General features: G+C 57.9%; 19 protein-coding genes and 3 tRNA genes. 9 read left to right on the top strand and 13 right to left on the bottom strand.

The genetic code is table 11. The annotated features are described in order from the left end of the window. The first annotated feature begins 10 nt into the window (after positions 1 to 10). From PYTT_RS13260 to PYTT_RS02840, 3 genes are all read left to right on the top strand, one after another. Positions 11 to 163: a hypothetical protein gene (locus PYTT_RS13260; RefSeq protein ID WP_156850316.1), complete on the top strand. Its 153-nt coding sequence runs from the start codon at positions 11 to 13 to the stop codon at positions 161 to 163. A gap of 85 nt (positions 164 to 248) precedes the next feature. Further along, on the top strand, positions 249 to 1,439 hold the full coding sequence (locus PYTT_RS02845; protein ID WP_067771866.1) for a 1-deoxy-D-xylulose-5-phosphate reductoisomerase: 1,191 nt from the start codon (positions 249 to 251) through the stop codon (positions 1,437 to 1,439). After that, positions 1,436 to 2,611: a DUF418 domain-containing protein gene (locus PYTT_RS02840; RefSeq protein ID WP_067771863.1), complete on the top strand. Its 1,176-nt coding sequence runs from the start codon at positions 1,436 to 1,438 to the stop codon at positions 2,609 to 2,611. The genes PYTT_RS02845 and PYTT_RS02840 overlap by 4 nt, the downstream gene beginning before the upstream one ends. A gap of 72 nt (positions 2,612 to 2,683) precedes the next feature. On the opposite strand, the gene PYTT_RS02835 is transcribed toward PYTT_RS02840, so the two are convergent. The 4 genes from PYTT_RS02835 to PYTT_RS02820 all read right to left on the bottom strand — a co-directional run bounded on the left by PYTT_RS02835 (position 2,684) and on the right by PYTT_RS02820 (position 5,495). Continuing rightward, positions 2,684 to 3,226, bottom strand: coding sequence for an HdeD family acid-resistance protein (locus tag PYTT_RS02835; protein WP_067771860.1), 543 nt, complete (start codon positions 3,224 to 3,226; stop codon positions 2,684 to 2,686). Between the two features lie 15 nt (positions 3,227 to 3,241). Beyond that, positions 3,242 to 4,123 (bottom strand): superoxide dismutase, encoded by an 882-nt coding sequence (locus PYTT_RS12925; RefSeq protein ID WP_083076313.1) that lies wholly within the window; start codon positions 4,121 to 4,123, stop codon positions 3,242 to 3,244. 30 nt (positions 4,124 to 4,153) lie between these two features. Continuing rightward, a complete protein-coding gene (locus PYTT_RS02825) occupies positions 4,154 to 4,786 on the bottom strand; it encodes a superoxide dismutase (protein ID WP_067771857.1) in 633 nt (210 codons plus the stop codon). 130 nt (positions 4,787 to 4,916) lie between these two features. Further along, complete coding sequence (locus PYTT_RS02820; RefSeq protein ID WP_067771854.1) at positions 4,917 to 5,495, bottom strand: hypothetical protein; 579 nt, start codon at positions 5,493 to 5,495, stop codon at positions 4,917 to 4,919. A 158-nt stretch (positions 5,496 to 5,653) separates the two neighbouring features. Here PYTT_RS02820 and PYTT_RS02815 point away from each other — a divergent pair, with 158 nt between their 5' ends. Then, the gene (locus PYTT_RS02815; RefSeq protein ID WP_067771851.1) at positions 5,654 to 6,271 is read left to right on the top strand and encodes a peptidylprolyl isomerase; all 618 of its coding nucleotides are present in this window, start codon (positions 5,654 to 5,656) and stop codon (positions 6,269 to 6,271) included. A gap of 64 nt (positions 6,272 to 6,335) precedes the next feature. Here the strand turns inward: PYTT_RS02815 and PYTT_RS02810 are convergent, their stop codons facing one another. The 5 genes from PYTT_RS02810 to PYTT_RS02790 all read right to left on the bottom strand — a co-directional run bounded on the left by PYTT_RS02810 (position 6,336) and on the right by PYTT_RS02790 (position 10,504). Next, the gene (locus tag PYTT_RS02810; protein ID WP_067771848.1) at positions 6,336 to 7,826 is read right to left on the bottom strand and encodes an MATE family efflux transporter; all 1,491 of its coding nucleotides are present in this window, start codon (positions 7,824 to 7,826) and stop codon (positions 6,336 to 6,338) included. Next, positions 7,823 to 8,524, bottom strand: coding sequence for a ubiquinone/menaquinone biosynthesis methyltransferase (locus PYTT_RS02805; protein WP_067771845.1), 702 nt, complete (start codon positions 8,522 to 8,524; stop codon positions 7,823 to 7,825). The genes PYTT_RS02810 and PYTT_RS02805 overlap by 4 nt, the downstream gene beginning before the upstream one ends. Before the next feature lie 134 nt (positions 8,525 to 8,658). Then, on the bottom strand, positions 8,659 to 9,234 hold the full coding sequence (gene rbr, locus PYTT_RS02800) for a rubrerythrin (RefSeq protein ID WP_172801754.1): 576 nt from the start codon (positions 9,232 to 9,234) through the stop codon (positions 8,659 to 8,661). Positions 9,235 to 9,372: 138 nt separating this feature from the next. Beyond that, positions 9,373 to 9,918: a tRNA adenosine(34) deaminase TadA gene (gene tadA / locus PYTT_RS02795; RefSeq protein ID WP_067771839.1), complete on the bottom strand. Its 546-nt coding sequence runs from the start codon at positions 9,916 to 9,918 to the stop codon at positions 9,373 to 9,375. A gap of 88 nt (positions 9,919 to 10,006) precedes the next feature. Beyond that, a complete protein-coding gene (locus PYTT_RS02790; protein ID WP_067771836.1) occupies positions 10,007 to 10,504 on the bottom strand; it encodes a hypothetical protein in 498 nt (165 codons plus the stop codon). 211 nt (positions 10,505 to 10,715) lie between these two features. Here PYTT_RS02790 and PYTT_RS02785 point away from each other — a divergent pair. The 3 genes from PYTT_RS02785 to PYTT_RS02775 all read left to right on the top strand — a co-directional run bounded on the left by PYTT_RS02785 (position 10,716) and on the right by PYTT_RS02775 (position 11,016). Beyond that, positions 10,716 to 10,790: transfer RNA gene (locus PYTT_RS02785), tRNA-Thr, on the top strand. Positions 10,791 to 10,828: 38 nt separating this feature from the next. Next, positions 10,829 to 10,904, top strand: a tRNA-Lys gene (locus PYTT_RS02780). Positions 10,905 to 10,940: 36 nt separating this feature from the next. After that, positions 10,941 to 11,016 (top strand) — tRNA-Lys (locus tag PYTT_RS02775). Between the two features lie 95 nt (positions 11,017 to 11,111). Here PYTT_RS02775 and PYTT_RS02770 read toward each other — a convergent pair. The 3 genes from PYTT_RS02770 to PYTT_RS02760 form a co-directional block, all read right to left on the bottom strand. Beyond that, a complete protein-coding gene (locus PYTT_RS02770; protein ID WP_067771833.1) occupies positions 11,112 to 11,453 on the bottom strand; it encodes an SPRY domain-containing protein in 342 nt (113 codons plus the stop codon). Between the two features lie 191 nt (positions 11,454 to 11,644). Beyond that, complete coding sequence (locus PYTT_RS02765) at positions 11,645 to 12,652, bottom strand: AAA family ATPase (RefSeq protein WP_067771830.1); 1,008 nt, start codon at positions 12,650 to 12,652, stop codon at positions 11,645 to 11,647. Between the two features lie 20 nt (positions 12,653 to 12,672). After that, a complete protein-coding gene (locus tag PYTT_RS02760) occupies positions 12,673 to 14,688 on the bottom strand; it encodes a hypothetical protein (RefSeq protein ID WP_067776586.1) in 2,016 nt (671 codons plus the stop codon). A gap of 102 nt (positions 14,689 to 14,790) precedes the next feature. On the opposite strand from PYTT_RS02760, the gene PYTT_RS02755 reads away from it, so the two are divergent. Beyond that, the gene (locus PYTT_RS02755; RefSeq protein ID WP_141675832.1) at positions 14,791 to 15,240 is read left to right on the top strand and encodes a hypothetical protein; all 450 of its coding nucleotides are present in this window, start codon (positions 14,791 to 14,793) and stop codon (positions 15,238 to 15,240) included. Positions 15,241 to 15,333: 93 nt separating this feature from the next. On the opposite strand, the gene PYTT_RS02750 is transcribed toward PYTT_RS02755, so the two are convergent. Further along, the gene (locus PYTT_RS02750; protein ID WP_067776580.1) at positions 15,334 to 15,993 is read right to left on the bottom strand and encodes a hypothetical protein; all 660 of its coding nucleotides are present in this window, start codon (positions 15,991 to 15,993) and stop codon (positions 15,334 to 15,336) included. Between the two features lie 256 nt (positions 15,994 to 16,249). Between PYTT_RS02750 and PYTT_RS12920 the strand changes: the two genes are divergently transcribed. Next, positions 16,250 to 16,663, top strand: coding sequence for a helix-turn-helix domain-containing protein (locus PYTT_RS12920; protein ID WP_141675831.1), 414 nt, complete (start codon positions 16,250 to 16,252; stop codon positions 16,661 to 16,663). The last annotated feature ends 9 nt before the right edge of the window (positions 16,664 to 16,672 follow it).

Raw genomic sequence — 16,672 nt, 5'->3', positions numbered from 1 at the left:
CGATGATCTCATGAATGCGTTCCGTTTTTCCATTCTTGGCGTTTTGTTTGTGGCGGCGGTGAGTCTCGTTTCCTGCGATGAGGATCAGGAGGATGCTTCGCCGAACGATGCCGTGCTGGGGCCGATTCGCCCGGCAGAACCTTTGCCGACCGTGAAGCCGTGAGTCCGTTTGCCGGCAGAGCAGCAGTTTTCCAGGTTAGACGCATTGACAAGTGCTTCTTCGTGAGGCATGATAGGCGGGTTATCATATGAAGAAGCGGCGAGTTGTCATTTTGGGGTCGACGGGGTCCATCGGTACGAGTGCCCTGAAGGTGGCCCGAGATATTCCGGAGCGGATGGAGGTTGTCGGTTTGGCTGCGGGTTCAAGTATTGAGGCTTTGGCCCGGCAGGTCGCAGAGACGGGGGTGAAGAAGGTGGCGATTTTCGATGATTCGAAGGCGGATGCCTTGCGGGCTCTGGTCGGTTCCGGTGTGGAGGTTGTGACGGGTGAAGAAGGTTTGTGCGAGATGGCCCGGATGGAGGCGGCGGATATGGTGCTTGTTTCCATCGTGGGGACGGCTGGGCTCCGGCCGACGCTGGCGGCGATCGAGGCAGGGAAGGATTTGGCGATTGCGAGCAAGGAGGTGCTGGTGATGGCGGGCGAGATTGTGATGCCTGCGGCGAAGAAGGCGGGGATCAAGGTGCTGCCCGTGGATAGCGAGCATAATGCGATTTTCCAGTGTCTGTCCGGGCATGTCGGCGGGGCGGAGCAGGTTTCACGGTTGATTCTGACGGCGAGCGGCGGCCCGTTCCGCACGCTTCCGGCGAATGAGCTGGAAGCGGTGACGGTGGAGCAGGCTCTGCAGCATCCGACATGGACGATGGGGACGAAGATTACGATCGATTCCGCTACGCTGTTCAATAAGGGGCTGGAGATGATTGAGGCCCGCTGGCTGTTCGATATTCCGATGGAGAAGGTGGATGTGGTGGTGCATCCGCAGAGTGTGGTGCATTCGCTGGTGGAGTTCCGGGACGGTTCGATGCTGGCCCAGTTGAGTTCTTCGGATATGTGTTTCCCGATCCAGTATGCGGTGACGTGGCCCGACCGTGTGGATAATTCTCTCCAATCGCTCGATTTGGCGAAGCTCGCGAGCCTGAAGTTCGAGGCTCCCCGGTGGGATGTGTTCCCCGCGCTGGGGCTGGCCCGCCGTGCCGGGCTTGAGGGCGGTACGCTGCCTGCGGTGTTCAATGCGGCGAATGAGGTGGCGGTGGCGGCGTTTTTGGATGGCCGGCTTTCTTTCCCGGGGATTTGGAAGACGGTGGCAGCCGTGATGGATGCCCATCGTGCCGAGAGTCCCCAAGGGGATCTGGAGGTGATTTTGCGCGCCGACCGCTGGGCGCGGCAGGAAGCGGAACGTGTCGTGCGGTCGGCTCTTTCCTCAGCAGGCGGCCGAGGATGAATGAGGCAAGGCGGCCGCGCATTCATGTGGTGGATGCCTTGAGGGCGTTGGCTCTGCTGGGTATTCTGCTCGTGCATTGCCATGATTATTACAATGCGGCTCCTCCCTCGCTGCAACCCGGCGAGTGGATGGCTGCGTTGAATGGCGTGGCGGATTGGCTGTACCGCGAGCTGTTCGTTTCCAAGGCGTATTTGCTGTTTGCCTTTCTTTTCGGGTTGAGTACGTTTTTACAGCTCGACCATGCGGAGCGCAAGGGGGTGGATTTTCGCGGGAGGTTTATGTGGCGGCTGGCTTTGCTGGTGATGTTCGGGCTGGTGCATACGCTGTTTTATAATGGGGATGTGCTGATGATTTTCGGTGTGTTTGGGGTGGTTCTGGTGGCGTTGTACAGGGTGCCTTCGTTTTTGCTGGCGTGTTTGGCGGCGGCGCTGTGCCTGAATCCGGGGTTCGTGTTCGATGCGCTGGCCGGGTGCGGAGATTTCGATTCCGCCAGTTTGACGGTGATGAGCCGTCCTCTGGGCGAGGGGGTGTCTCCCGCTCCTTCGCAGGCTACGGCTTCATGGTGGGAGATGGCGCGGTGGAATGTGACGGACGGCCTGGCCGCGCGCATGTGCTATATGGTTTACAGCGGGCGGTTGTCGTTTATGCTGGGGATGTTTTTATGCGGGATGCTTGCGGGTAGGTCAGCTATTTTCGACGGTTCTCCGGAGAGGAAGAAGCTGCTGGTGCGGCTGGGGTGTGCCGGAGCGGCGGTTTATGCGGCGTTGGCGATTGTGGCAGCGGTTTGGCGGCAGCCGGGTTTTGCTGTGGAGCGGTTGCTGGTTTCATGGCAGCATGTGGCGTTTGTGGCGGGTTTTGTGGGCTGGGTGTCTCTGCTGCTGGCTTCGCGGCATGTGTGCGGGAAGCTGGGTTGGTTGTCGTGCATGGGCCGTATGTCGTTGACGTGCTATGTGATGCAGTCTGTGGTGATGACGTGGGTTCTTTTTGGCTGGGGGCTTGGGTTCGGGCAGAAGATGGGAACGGGCTGGTGCCTGTTGGCCGCGCTGATGCTGTACGGCGTGCAGCTTGTTTTCTGCCGAGTGTGGATGGGCGTTGCCCGGTTCGGCCCTCTGGAGTGGTTGTGGAGGAGTGCGACGTTGGGGCGGTGGCAGCCGTTGCGGAAGGATGCCTGATGCAGTATGCAAAACGGGCAACCTTCCCGTGAGGGAAGCCTGCCCGTTTGCGGCTATGCATGTTTGGTGAGATTAGCGGGTTTTGGGCGTCAGGGAGAAGAAGAGGAGGGTCCAGCCCGAGAAGATCATTTCGATGGCGACGACGGTGCCGATGAACCATGCGGAGGATTCCGGCCAGCCGCCGAGTACGAGGCCGCCCAGGATGAGCGTGATGATGGAGTTGATGAAGCGCCATGCGCTGCCCGGGGATTGGGTGAGCATGAAGGCGAGAGCGAGGCGGAAGACGCCGACGGCAAGGAGGGCGAAGCCGATGACCATGGTCCAGACGACGAGTGCTTCGATCGGTTCGACGACCATGCAGACGCCGATGACGAGGTAGGCGAGAGCCGCGAGGAAGTTCCACGCTTTGTTGGTGAGGTGCCGAATGCCCTGAATCATGCGGAAGAATCCTGCCGCGATGAAGAGGAAGCCGCCTACCCAGATGGTGGCGCCGCTGAGGACGAAGGGGAAGCTCAGCAGGATGAATCCGAAGATGATTTCGAGGATGGCGAGCAAGGATATCCACCAAGGGGAGGATTTCGGTGCAGAGAAGGACGGTGTGTCTGTGTGGTTCATATGAAGGAATGGCGGTTAGTTGTTTCCGAGGGCGGCGGTATAGCGGTTTTCGACGTTTTTCCAGTCGACGAGTTTCAGGAAGTTGTCGATGTAGGCGGCACGGTTGTTCTGGTGCTTGAGGTAGTAGGCGTGTTCCCATACGTCGCAGGCGAGGATGGGGATGATGCCGGGGATTTCGTTGTTCTGGTGTTTTTCGACGCCGTAGAGGACGAGTTCTTTGCTGGCGGGATCGACGCCGAGGATGGCCCAGCCGGAACCTTCGATTCCGAGCGCGACGGCTTTGAAGAGGCGCACGAGGTTGGCTGTGGAGCCGTAGGTGCGGTCGATGGCCGTTTCAAGGGTGCCTTGCGGAGCCGTTTGCGGTGTGGGGCTCATGTTGGTCCAGTAGACGGTGTGGAGGTTGTGCCCCGCAGCGTTGAAGGAGAGTGTTTGCGCCCATTTGGCGGCCTGTGAGGCTTCGAGTTTGCCTTCGGCTATTTCGCGCAGTTTTTGTGCGGCGGCGTTGGCTCCGGCGACGTAGGCTGCATGGTGTTTGTCGTGATGGAGGCGTACGGTGGTTGCGTCCATCAGGGGTTCGAGGGCGTCGTAGGCATAGGGAAGGGGCGGCAGGATGTATTTTCCGTCCGCATAGGCGATGGATGACGCATCGGCCTTCGGAGCGGCGGCCTGTTTGGCCGGGCTGTCGCCGGGTTGCTGCGAGTCGGCTGCCTGAGCCGTAGCTCCTGCTGCCCATACCCCCACCGCGAGGGCAAGGGCGGTATGGAGCAAACGCCGTGAACGTCGGAAGGGCGTTCCTTTCCGGGAGATGATGCCCGGAATGATGTCGCTTTCCGATGGCAGTCCTACCTGCCAGGGGGTGTGGTCGTCGGGGGAGGCCGGTATGGGTGCGGTGTTCATGGCGTTTGCTTTGTTGGTTGGATGTTGCCGTTATTTGCCGAGGGCGGCGTTGTAGCGTTCTTCGACGTTTTGCCAGTCGACGAGTTTCAGGAAGTTGTCGATGTAGGCAGCGCGGTTGTTCTGGTGCTTGAGGTAGTAGGCGTGTTCCCATACGTCGCAGGCGAGGATGGGGATGATGCCCGGGATTTCGTAGTTCTGGTGTTTTTCGGCACCGCAGATGACGAGGGTTTTGCCGAGGGGTTCGACGCCGAGGATGCCCCAGCCGGAGCCTTCGATGCCGGCAGTGGCGGAGCGGTAGGCCAGCATGAAGCCGTCGAAGGAGCCGAATGCCTTGACGATGGCATCCATCAGGGGGCCTTCGGGAGCGGTTTTCGGCGTGGGGCTCATGTTGGTCCAGAAGATGGTGTGGAGCACATGGCCCGATTCGTTGAAGGAGAGGGCGCGTACCCAGTTGGTCGTCTGGGCGGCGTCGAGTTTGCCTTCGGTGATTTCGCGGAGTTTCTGCACGGCGGTGTTGGCTCCGGCGACATAGGCTGCATGGTGCTTGTCGTGGTGGAGATGGAGAGTTGCTTCGTCCATGAGCGGCTCCAGTGCATCATACGCATAGGGCAGGGGAGGCAGCACATATTGGCCGTCAGCATATACGAGTTGTTCTGTTTTCATATTTTCGGTTTTATCGAGTCGGTTGTTTGATGGGTTTCGATTTCCATCGGTTGATGGAGTATCTTCTGCCCGTGAGACGCCTCGAAGGTATGTTTTCGTTCAATAGCAGTTAGACTGTTTGTTTCTTTGTTCAGTTGATTTGATATTTAATGCCACGGCCGTTCAGCCACGCAGAGACGATGGAGTTGTATACGCTGTCGAGCAGGGCGACGTTGGCGACGCGGAATTCGATGGTGTGCGCGTGTGTGGTAGTGGGGTAGTTTTTGGTGACGGCGGTGTTGGGGTCGATGGCTGCGGAGCCGACGCGGTCGTTGCCCTGTTTGAGGAGATCCTGCATGCGGTCGGAGGCGATGCGGATGGCGGCGATGTTCGATTCTTCCGAGACGGGGGAGATGAAGTAGATGCGTATGGTGTTGTTGCCGTTGGTGTCTACGACGATTTCACGGATGACGTATCCGCCGTCGAGGACGTATTTCTGTTTGGAGACGGAGGTGATCTGGTCGAGGGCGATGATGACCTGTCCTTCTCCGAAGTTGCCGATCCAGAACGGTTTGGCAAAGGATGATTCTCCCTGTTTGTTGGAGGTGGTGGAGCCGGCTGCAGGGGTGCCCATGCCCGATCCGTTGCTGCCGCCGCTGTTGCCGGGTGCGGCGAGAACGGGGGCGACGAGGAGGGCGGCCATGGCGGTGAGGGTGAAATGTGTTTTCATGACGGTGGATATTCTGCATGGGGTTTGCGGGCAAGTCAAGCATGGAACGTGCTGCCTGCTGGCTGTGAAGGCGATATGTTTTGCAATGTCGAATGATTGTCATGGAGTCGGAAGGATAGCTTGACACACGGTAGGGTGAGCAGTAGGATGTTGGCCTTATGAAACGTATTTTTTGCGTTCTTTCCATGTTGTGCGCCTGCCTGCTGGCTTCGTCCTGCTCGGGCAAGATGCCCCGCAAGGTGCACCGCCATGATATCCGCGTCGTGATGAAGACGACGAAAGGAGATGTCGTTTTGAATTTGTATGCCCATCGGGTGCCGATGGCGTGCGTGAATTTTCTTGTTTTGGCGAAGGACGGGTTTTACAACGGTCTGACGTTCCACCGGGTGGTGCCCGGTTTCGTGGTGCAGGGCGGAGATCCGACGGGGACTGGCGGCGGCGGCCCGGGCTATACGTTTCCCGATGAGATACGTGTGGAGCTGAAGCACGATAAGCCGGGAGTGCTGGCTCTGGCCAATTCCGGGAAGGATACGAACGGTTCCCAGTTTTTCATTACGCAGAAGGCGGCTCCCCATCTGGACGGTAAGCATTCCGTTTTCGGAGAGATCATGCGCGGGCAGTCGGTGGTCGAGCAGATCGAGCCGGGCGACCGGATGATTAAGGTGACGGTGATTGACGATCCTTCCGAGCTGTTCGAGAAGAACCAGAAGTTTGTGGATGCGATCCGCAAGCGGTTGGCCGATCAGAAGGCGGCCGGTAAACTGCCTCCCCATTAAGCGGAAGGTCTAAGAAGAGTAGCGTACCCGCAGGCACAGGCCGTGCATGCGGGCGTTTTCGTGTTCAGATGCGCAGTTTGGTCCAGCGGCGGTCGTCTACGAATTTCTTGAAGATGATGGCTTGGACGATCTGATCGACAGTGAAGAGGAGCCAGATGTAGGTGAGGTTCAGCGTGCCGGGCAGGTAGTGGTGCCACAGGAAGAGGATGACGATGCGGAAGAATCCCATGACGCCGTAGGAGACGTACATGACGCGCCGTGTGTCCCCCGCGCCTCGCAGGGACATTTTCATGACGATGGCGGCGGCGAAGAAGGGTTCGAGGATGAGGAAGGTGCGGACGACGGGGGTGCCCTCTGCAATGATGTTCGGAAGGTCCTTTGCGAACATTCCGACGAAGAATTGAGGGAACATGCACATGATCGCTCCCATTGTTCCCATGAAAATCATGCTGTATTTCGTGCATTTCCGGATGGTGATCATGGCCATTTTGGGGCTGCCCGCGCCCAGGTACTGGCCGACGAGGGCAGAGGCGGCCATGCCGATGGCGAAGCCGGGCAGGAAGCTCATGGATTCGATGCGGACGGCGATGGTGTGTGCCGCAAGAACGGCGTCGCCCAGGCCGCTGATGACGGAGAGGCAGTAGAGGTGGATGAGCCAGATGCCGAAGACTTCGATGGCTTGCGGCATGCCGATGGCGATGATGCGGCGGATCATGCCCCAGTCCGGTTTCAGGCTGCGGCGGTCGAGGTAGAGGGGCGGTACGTAGCTGTTCGGCTGAGAGTCGGCATATTCATTGAGAGTCAATCCATTCATGGATGACTTCAATTGGATGTGGCGGCGGTGCAGGATCCAGCACAGGGCGACGGCTGAGATGGCAAAGCCGGAGATGGTGCCGATGGCGAGCCCTTCGATGGAGAGATGGAAGATGTTGACGAGGATGAGGCTGATGACGATGTTCAACCCATCCGCAATGAGCATCATGATGAAGGGAAATCGAGTGTCGCCGGCGCCTCGCAGGGCTGCATTGACGGCAAAGACGATGCCGCTGAAGATGGCGCTGAACGAGGCGATGTACATGAAGCGTTTGGCGAAACCCTGCGCTTCGGGGCTCATGGTGAAGACGGAGGTGACGAGGAAGTCCGTGCTGCAGAACATGACGAGGAAGGAGCAGATGCCAGCCATGAGGCCGAGTACGCCTGCCTGGCATGCGCTGTAGTTGGCTTCGGAGAATTGGCGTGCACCCGTCATGCGCGAGACGATGGCGGTGGCTCCCATGCCGACGGCTCCCTGCATGACGAAGCCGAGGAAGAGTACGTGGCCGATGGCTCCCATGCCCGCGACGATCTGTTGTTTGACTTCCGGGGGATTGTCCATGTGCGAAGACAGGTACAGGGCTGTCGAGCTGGCGATGAAGCTGAGAACCTGTTCCAGGAAGGGCCACAGCGCGATGGTCATGATCTGCTGGGGCAGCGTGAGCCCGGCCAGTTTGCCGCCGAGCCGCCCCCGGGCCATGCGGGAGCGTATGGTGCCGTCGCGTCCGTCTCCTGTACTCATGCGGTGAATACGGGTTCGGGTTCGTCGGCGCAAGTAGCCGTATAGATGGCGGCGATGCCGCCGCTAAGCTGTTCGGTACGGGCTTCGATGAAGCCGTTCGTCTCGATGAGGCTGCACATGGCTTTGCCGCGCGGAAATTGCTCGATGCTGTCGCCAAGGTAGGTGTAGGCGTCGGGTCGGCGGGTGATCCAGCCCGCAATACGGGGCAGGATGTGGTGCAGGTAGTAGCGGTAGGGCGAGGAGAGGATGCCTTCAGGCAGCGAGAAGTCGAGGATGAGGAGATGGCCGCCGGGTTTGAGGATACGGCGGAATTCTCGGATGGCGGCGGCGTAGTCCGCCATGTTGCGAAGTCCGAAAGCGACGGTGGCCACATCGAACGATGCATCTGGCAGTGGGAGGTTCATGGCGTCCGCCTGCAGGAGGTTGCAGAGTCCGCGTGCGGCGGCTACGTCAAGCATGGGTTGGCAGAAGTCGGTGCCGAGGATGTCTATTTCGGGGAGGGCTCGGGTGAGGGCGAGGGCGAGGTCTCCGGTGCCGGTAGCGATGTCGAGCAGGCGCGCGGGTTTCCATTCTGCTACGAGCTGGACGACCCGCTGCCGCCAGGCGATGTCGATTCCCATGGAGAGGATGTGGTTCGCCGTGACGTAGCGTGGTGCGATGGCCGAGAAGGTGGCATGGACGAACTCCGGATTCTGCATGAGGGGGAGTCTGCCCGAACGCCTGTTAAATTGCAAGTGCTTTTTCTGGACGGAGAGGGGCTCAGGATGGGTAGAAAAAGCCCTGCCGGACGGATGTCCGCAGGGCTGGAAAAGGTGCTTTTCGGGCAGGAGCTTCAGTAGTTGTCCGCATTGAGCTGGAAGAAGGCTTGCGGGTGGGCGCATGCGGGGCAGGCGCCGGGGGCTTTTTCGCCTTCGTGGATGTATCCGCAGTTGCGGCAGATCCATTGTTCGCTCTGGGGTTTTTCAAAGACGCTACCTGTGGCGATGTTGTTCGCAAGGGCGAGGTAGCGTTCTTCGTGGTGCTTTTCGACGGTGGCGATGTAGCGGAAGGCCTTGGCAATGGCGGTGAAGCCTTCTTCCTCGGCGATGTCGGCGAAGGTGGGGTACATGTCCGACCATTCTTCGTGTTCTCCTGCGGCGGCGGCGCGGAGGCATTCTTCCGTGGTGGTGAGGGGGGCGGTGCAGACGGTGGTGGTGATTTCGGCGCAGGCGCCGTTCAGGTGCTTGAAGAAGACTTTGGCGTGTTCTTTTTCGTTGTCTGCGGTTTCGGCGAAGATGGCGGAAATCTGTTCATAGCCTTCCTTTTTGGCGACGCCGGCGAAGTAGTTGTAGCGGTTGCGAGCCTGGGATTCGCCAGCGAAGGCGGCCATGAGGTTTTTTTCTGTGCGGGTGCCTGTGAGTGCTTTCATGATGTGTATGTGATAATATTGTTCCGTGCGGAAGTGCTTTTTGTATAGATTGAATTTGGAATCATTACAAGAAAAAAATAAGTAAATTCCAAAAAAACCGATAGATTGAGGATGGGGAAGAGGAGGTTATCTGTTTTTTTATTCGTTGCCGTTCAATGTGTTTTCCTGTGATTCGAGCCGCATTTGGCGTTTGCGTTCCTTGGCGGCGGTGCGTGCGGAGCGGAAGAAGTTCTGGAGCTGCGCCAGGCAAGGGTCGTGAAGGACTCCGCGCGTGATGTCGCAACGGTGGTTGAGCGGCGGGTTGGAGTCGAGCAGGTTGATCCAGCCTCCGGCTGCTCCTCCTTTGGGATCGGAGACACCGAAGACGACGCGGTCCGGCCTGCAATGGACGATGGCTCCGGCGCACATGGGGCAGGGTTCTTTGGTGATGTATAGGGTGCATCCTTCGAGCCGCCAGTCTCCGAGGGCGTTCTGTGCGGCGGTGAGGGCGATCATTTCGGCGTGGGCGGTGGCATCCTTGAGGCGTTCGACCTGGTTCCAGCCCCGCGCGATGATGGCTCCATCCTTGACGATGACTGCTCCGCAGGGGACTTCGTCGTCGGCAAGGGCTTTTTCCGCTTCCCTCATGGCCTGGAGCATGAAGTATTCGTCCGAGCCGGGTATGGTGAATGGGATGTCGAGCATGCGTGCGGTTTTGTGACAGAATGGGGAAATGAAAGACCCGGTCCGGCATCAAGCCGGGCCGGGCGGTAAGATGGAGGGAACCTCGCGATCAGCGGACGGTGATGCGGGGGTCGTTCTGAAGGACGTAGTCGAGAGCTTCCCAACCTTCAGGCGTCTGGTTCTGGAACATTTGCAGATAGGTGGAAGCGACGCCAGGCGGATATTTTTCGAAGAGCTGGTCGACGGCAAGGCCGAGTTTCTCCGGGTCGAGGACGGTGGGCAGGTCGTCGACGACGCCGTGGCCGTTGTGTTCGATGCCGAGCGTGTTGATGAAGTCGACGAGCATGGGTTCGTGTTTGCGGAGGAGCCAGACCTGAAGAAGGTGGTCGGCGATGTCGCCGGCCGGTTTCCACGAGAGCATTTTCTGGAGCCATGCGAGCTGGTCCGCCACGGGTTTCTGCTGGACGAACTGGGGACGGAGTTTTTTGAGAGCCGCAAGTTCACGGACGGCAGCGCGGTAGACGCCGCGTTCCTGATTGCGCATCCAGTCGAGGATGTCATTGATGGTCTCTTCGTCGGCCTGCTGGAAAATGGTATAGGACTTCATATGTTCTAGGCGGTGAACGGGAGTCAACCATATTCGTGTGGTTTTGTCGAGCTTAACCGTCGTCATTCCCCGGGAAAAATGGCTTTGAGCGGCTAAGATGGAGATCAGTGAGGTGCGTTGCTGCCAAGATGCGGTTTTTTTGGAGAAATGTGAAATTTAGTCTTGCCATGATGGGGAAAATATGATTAACTCCTGCCACGCTTCTGGCGTCGCCACTGTAGCTCAGGGGTAGAGCAACGCATTCGTAATGCGTGGGTCGTCGGTTCAATTCCGACCAGTGGCTCCATCCTCGCACAGGGTGGTGCGCTTGAAGGCGAACAAAGTGCCTCGTTAGCTCAGTTGGTAGAGCAGTTGACTCTTAATCAATTTGTCCTAGGTTCGAGTCCTAGACGGGGTACCAGTTCGCTTCCAGGAATGGAAGCGTTACATAGAGCATGCCTCGTTAGCTCAGTTGGTAGAGCAGTTGACTCTTAATCAATTTGTCCTAGGTTCGAGTCCTAGACGGGGTACCATTTTACGCAAAAACCCGGTTTCGGCCGGGTTTTTGCTTTGTCGACTTCGTCGGGGGTGGAATGCTTTGTTTCGGTGATGCCTTGGTACCGTATCATCATGGTTGTGGGGCGGCTTTGTCGGGCACGAAGCCGCCCCGTATGCCGATGCGTTTCAGCGGGCGTGCCACCGGTTTGATGTTGAATGTGTAAGACTTTCTAGACAGGTCGGGCGACGGCAGGTCGAGGCAGGAGGCAATGCCTGAATGAGGCGTGAGGAAGGTGAGGGTGTAGGTGCTGCCGCCTCGTTGTACGCAAGTGCTCCAGGAGTTGACAGAGTCGGTTGTGTCGACTATGGCTGTGTTTGCTCCCGTTTTTCGATAGGTTTGCGTGACGTTTTGTTCCATCCAAGGCTCCAAGAGGTTGGCGTAGGAAAATGTGGGATATGATTTCTGGTCCATGTCAAGGTGGTATAGATGTGATTGACATGTAGTTGGGATATGGTGCCATCTTTTATGATTGTTTGGAGCGTTTCTGATTCGATATTCAAAGTGATTTGGCAGGAATGTCCCATGCACGCCTCAGGCGCGCGTTGTGCATGAGGTGTGCATGGCTGCATAGGTCGAAAGCGGATAATGCGGTTTGTCCATGGTCATCGGTTGGTGAGTTGTTGTTGCGGCTGCGGGTTGCGGGCGGCATGGAAATAGGCCCATGATCCGGCGGCATCCTGCAGCATGGCCTGGCGGCGGGCGCGGTGCATGTAGAGGCAGAGCCTGCCGAGGCCGTCTTCCCTGCCGATGGAGCCGATGACGGACCACGTATCCGCATCCGGTTCCGGCAGCCCCGCCTGCCGTGCCAGTGCGCGCACCTCCGCCTTGCTGGGGTATTCCGGCAGCAGCAGGGTTTCTCCGCTTTTGGCGATGCGGTCGAGGAGGTCGATTTTCTCCAGGGCATCGCCGAACGTCGGATCGCCGCACAGGATCATGCCGCAGCGCGTGGCTTTGTGAAGATCGAGCAGCCACAGCAGCACATCCGTGATGCCGCGCCTGCCGGCGTGGATCGCCTTGTCCACATCGTCCACGATGACCAGGTAGTTGCGCGTGATGACGCGGCGCAGGTGGTGCATGGCCGTGAAGTCGTCCGTCGGCGCATCCACCCCGGCCGCTTCGCACAGGAGGCGGCCCAGTTTGAAGGCGGTCGGCCGGGTCGGCATCGTCACCATCAGCGTGAGCGGGGCAAAGTCCGGATTGGCGGCATACGCCTCCAGCGCCATGGTTTTGCCGCAGAGGGCGCGTCCGGCGATGCAGTTGACGGTCGAGTCCGCCACGGCGGCCAGGCACAGGCGGTGTATCTGTTCGCCGGTTTCCGTGGGCACGAATTCCACGGATCGGCCCAGCATGCGGGTGGCGATGTCCGCCCTCCGCGTCGCTTCGGCGCGGTGGCCGGCCGTCTCGACCTGCAGGCGCAATTTGCGGATGGCCTCCAGCACGTTGGTCATATCCGCATGGTAGGTGCCTGCCAGCAGGCGGCGGACGACGGTGGCGCTGTACCCCATCTGTTTGGCGATGCTGGCCGCCGTTTTGTCCCGGGCGTAGCCGCGCAGCCAGTCGAGGGCTGCATCCGTGCCGGGTATCGGTTGTGTGTGTTCGTTGTCGCTCATGGTTGGTGTGGTGGTGATGGTCAATAGTTGGTTTCGGGGAGGTCGTTGTCCGGGGGGAGCCTGGGGGGAGGATCGTCCATGCGGGGCAGCCCTTTTTGCCGGGCGGCGATCCGGCGTTCCGCACGGCGTGCCTCGCCGTCTTCCAGCCGTTCCAGTTGTGTTTTGTAATCTCCGCCGATGACTGCCTTGTTGTGGCGGCGCCGGGCATCCACATCCGTTTCCGCCTGGGCGAGCCGTTGCCGCACCGGCTCCATCAATTCGGCATTGCGGGCTTTGGCGTGCCCCATGGCGGCGCGCACGCCTTCCCGATCGGACCACGAGACGCGGTTGCACCGAAGGGCATACCCGATGCAGCGGTCGCGTTCGTCGATCAGGTAGAGCCGGCTGTTGTCCCAGGGGTTGATGATGCCGCGCACCTGGGCGAATGGGGGAAGTTCTTCCATGTATTCGTTGCTGCCGTATTGGCGGTAGGCCCGTGTTTCGTAAATGAGTTCACCGTCTGCAAGGTTCCTGTCTTTCACATGGAAGAATCCGCCACGCCGCCTCAAGGGCCGGGCCATGTGGACACCCATCAGTTCGCATGCCTGCGATGGCGTCAGCTTCACCAGCTGGTTTTCCGGTTTTTCCATGCAGGCGTCCCACGCCTCGGAGGGAGACATGCGCCTCGTGCGGAGATACCCCTTGCGGGTAGCGGCCACCCCCTGCAGAAGCACCAGCGAAGCCGGATCAAGGTCGGACACCCGGCCCCATTGATCGCAGGCAAGATCAAGCCGGTATTCGTTCTGCATGAATCCGCATTCCTTCCAGCCTTCCAGATCGTGATCCGTTCGTCGGTTGATGCGCGAAACGATGCCGGGCAGCTCGTCCACCAGATCGGCAAATGTGGGGATGACGTTCATCAGCAGGGCGCGTTGCTCCAAAGTCATGCGAGGCTTCGCCAGTTCGAGCTTTTCCTGTTCCTTGATCATGCCCCACACCCATTCCGGCAGGTGCGCGTAGTCTTTGCCGGACGGAGCATCGCAGGAGGCCATAACGTTGTGCAGGAGATTATGCCAGCTTTCCAGAGGCGACTTGTGGCGCGGGTTGCCCACGCCTCGCCCTCCAAAGCCATCGAGCAGCACTTGCTGCCGCCCCGTCATGCCGGACCGGTCCACCGTCACGGCTCCGTTCGTCATGGCATGGAGATGCGCCTCGAATTCCTTGTCGATGGCGGCCGTGCCGTTTTCGACCACCATCACGGTACCTCTCGGACTGTATCCGACCGTCACCAGGTAGGTAACGACCAGCATCCGCATCTCGTCGCCCGTCAAACCGAACTTCGTCCCGTCCTTGCGCTCTCCCCGGAACTTCGTTCCCCAGACCAGGCGCTTCCCGGTCAGCAGGTCGAGGCAACCGAGCTGCAGGGGGCGGTTGATATCGCCGTCGCAAAGCACATAACGGTCCAGCCATACGTCATCCCACAGAATGAACTGTGCAGGATAACAACCGGCGCGAGTGGCCAGAACCTGGGCCAGATCGGCATAGGCGGCACGCCGCCCCTGCCGGATAATCGTCAGCTCCTGCTTCTTCGGAACTTTGCGGAACAAATTGCGGATGGACCATCCGGCAGGGATATCCGGCCAGCCTGGCCAATCCTCGTATCCGGGGATGGTACCGATCAGGCCGTGGGCAGCCCATATCTCGCGCAAGTCGTACAGAGCCTGCTCGGTCGACCTGTTATTGCGCGTCACCAAATTGTACAAAAACGTCTTGAACTCCGGATTGTTCGTCCGCGCCTTGTGAGAATTGCTGAACACACAGCGTTTGTCCAAAAGCTTCCAGTCGTCTCGTCCGGAATTCACCCAGTCGCGGTACTTCGTCTGAATCTTCTTCCAGCTGCAAGCCTTGCCGGAAAGGTGGGCCTCCACAGCGGCCGCCTCCCGATACAACTTCATCAAGGTACCGGGTTCGGCCTTGTCGAATTCGCGGCAGGCAGCCAGCAGACGGCGTGCAGCCTGTTTGACCGGAAGCGGGGCATTGGATGAATCAAGGTCCATAAGAGTTGAATGCAAGAAAAGTGATTGACGAATCGTCGTGGAAAATGTTATTGATCGGACATGTGCAATTCGGAGAACAACCGCCTCTATTCGTATAACGATATGGCTGAATTCATTGGCCTAGCCTACGATGATCTCCCTCCTCTGGGAGATTTGCACGATCCGATGCTTTACAAGCCGGAATATCTGACTCGGCATGAAGAAGATCATGCCATGGCTGAAGCCATCGTCCACTATTGGAAGCATGGCGAATGGCCTGCCCTTCCGGGGCATCTCCCCCTTCAGCTTGCATACAGGCTTCTTTTTGTCGAATGGTACTTTCACGAAAACCATTGCTGGCATCCGGATCAGCAAGACAGCCAGATGCAGGCCATGGTGATGTCTGCGACCGCTGCGACGGACATCTGGCACCATTCCGGTTTGATCTGGTTACTGGATCAATTTGGTATTGACGATCATTTGGAAATGGGCGAGTGTCCTCCTCAGAATGGAGACCCGGGAAATATGCCGATTTTGAACTATCTGCTGGAAAAGATTCAGAGAAAATCCTGAACACTTTTCGGAAAAACAGATGCCATTGTTCTGCAATGAAGCACTTATTGGAATGATCTTTTTTCATATTCGTTTTATTGTTTGTTGGAAGTATCATGCTTGTTTGTAGCCGATGGCATCAAGCCGTTTGGAATAGGAGCGGAACTGGTCCGCAATCGCCTTGTTGAAGGAACGGGAACACAGCGGCGCCAGCTTCTCCACAAACTCACCCATCATCGTCACCAGGTTGGCGGCATCCCTCTGAGCGTCCTGCTCGGACACGACCGGGGCATTGTGGGCCTCCTCCATCGCATCCCGCATATTCGCCTTGCTGTGCTTTGCGCCACGGGATTCGGAATCGTCCACCACCTCCGCCAAAAACTCCTTGATCGTCGAAGCCTGCGAAATCTCGCCCAGCGCCTGGTAAAAATCCTGCCCGGGCCGCGTGGCCAACATCTGCATCACCGCCGCCGCACGCTCCTCGCTGATCCTCTTCGCCGCCTCCACAGCCGCATCGTACACGGCCATGTAATTCCCGGCCTGTTTTTCTCCGAAATTGAAATGCGAAATCAATTTCGCATTTGATTTGCTGCGGCTATTCTTGAAAAGCTTGCCCCACTCCCCATGCTTGCATTGCACATTGATTTCACGCAGCGTATGCCCGAGCACCACAGCCATCTGCCAGGTGCGCACGGCCATCTGCTGCACCTGTTCGTGCAGATGGTTGACGTAATCGATGCGCGCATCCGGCAAATCAGAATTATGGTAGGTCATGTTGATGGAGTTTGTAGATGAATTATTAAGCTTCCACGAGAAAGTGCCATCACAGGCCACATACTGGTGGCATACGCAAGCTCACGAATCGTGGTACACTCGTGCGTTTGCAAACTTTACAGTAACCACTCGGCTGCCCCTCTGACCCAACTGGCAAGCTGTCTGCGGAACCTGCCATCCTTGGACGTAAAACCAGTCGGCATCTATCTTTTCTTGTTGTTCTGTCATTCTCATTGTGGTAACCTTCCTTTGTTACTTGTTTAATTGGCTCGCGCGACAAACTTTAATTAAAGAAAAACAATCAGCAATGCAAGAAGGAAATTATAGTTTTAATGACATTCCTTCAATTATAGGAGAAGTTTTGCGACAAAAAAATATGAAAAAAAAGGAGTTAGCTCAAGCTTTAGGAGTTACACCTGTTGTCATATCCAATTGGTTGTCAGGAAAATATAATCCGCGTCCAAAAACAATGAAAAAACTTATAGATTTCTTACCAGCGCCAATTGATTCATTCTATAAGAAAAATATGAATCAACGAGACCTCCCCTCGGAACTTGAACATTGGAAACACCGCTCTCTCTCAGCGGAAAAAACGCTGGAGGATATGAAAAAAAACATTCAGAGCATCAAAATGGCAGTTGATACTTTGGCTCAAATGTTAAACAAATGATATGTTTTT

Source organism: Neoakkermansia glycaniphila (assembly GCF_900097105.1).
GTDB lineage: Bacteria > Verrucomicrobiota > Verrucomicrobiia > Verrucomicrobiales > Akkermansiaceae > Akkermansia > Akkermansia glycaniphila.
The sequence above is the reverse complement of the archived record's forward strand: the minus strand, read 5'-3'. Positions and strand labels throughout refer to the sequence as shown.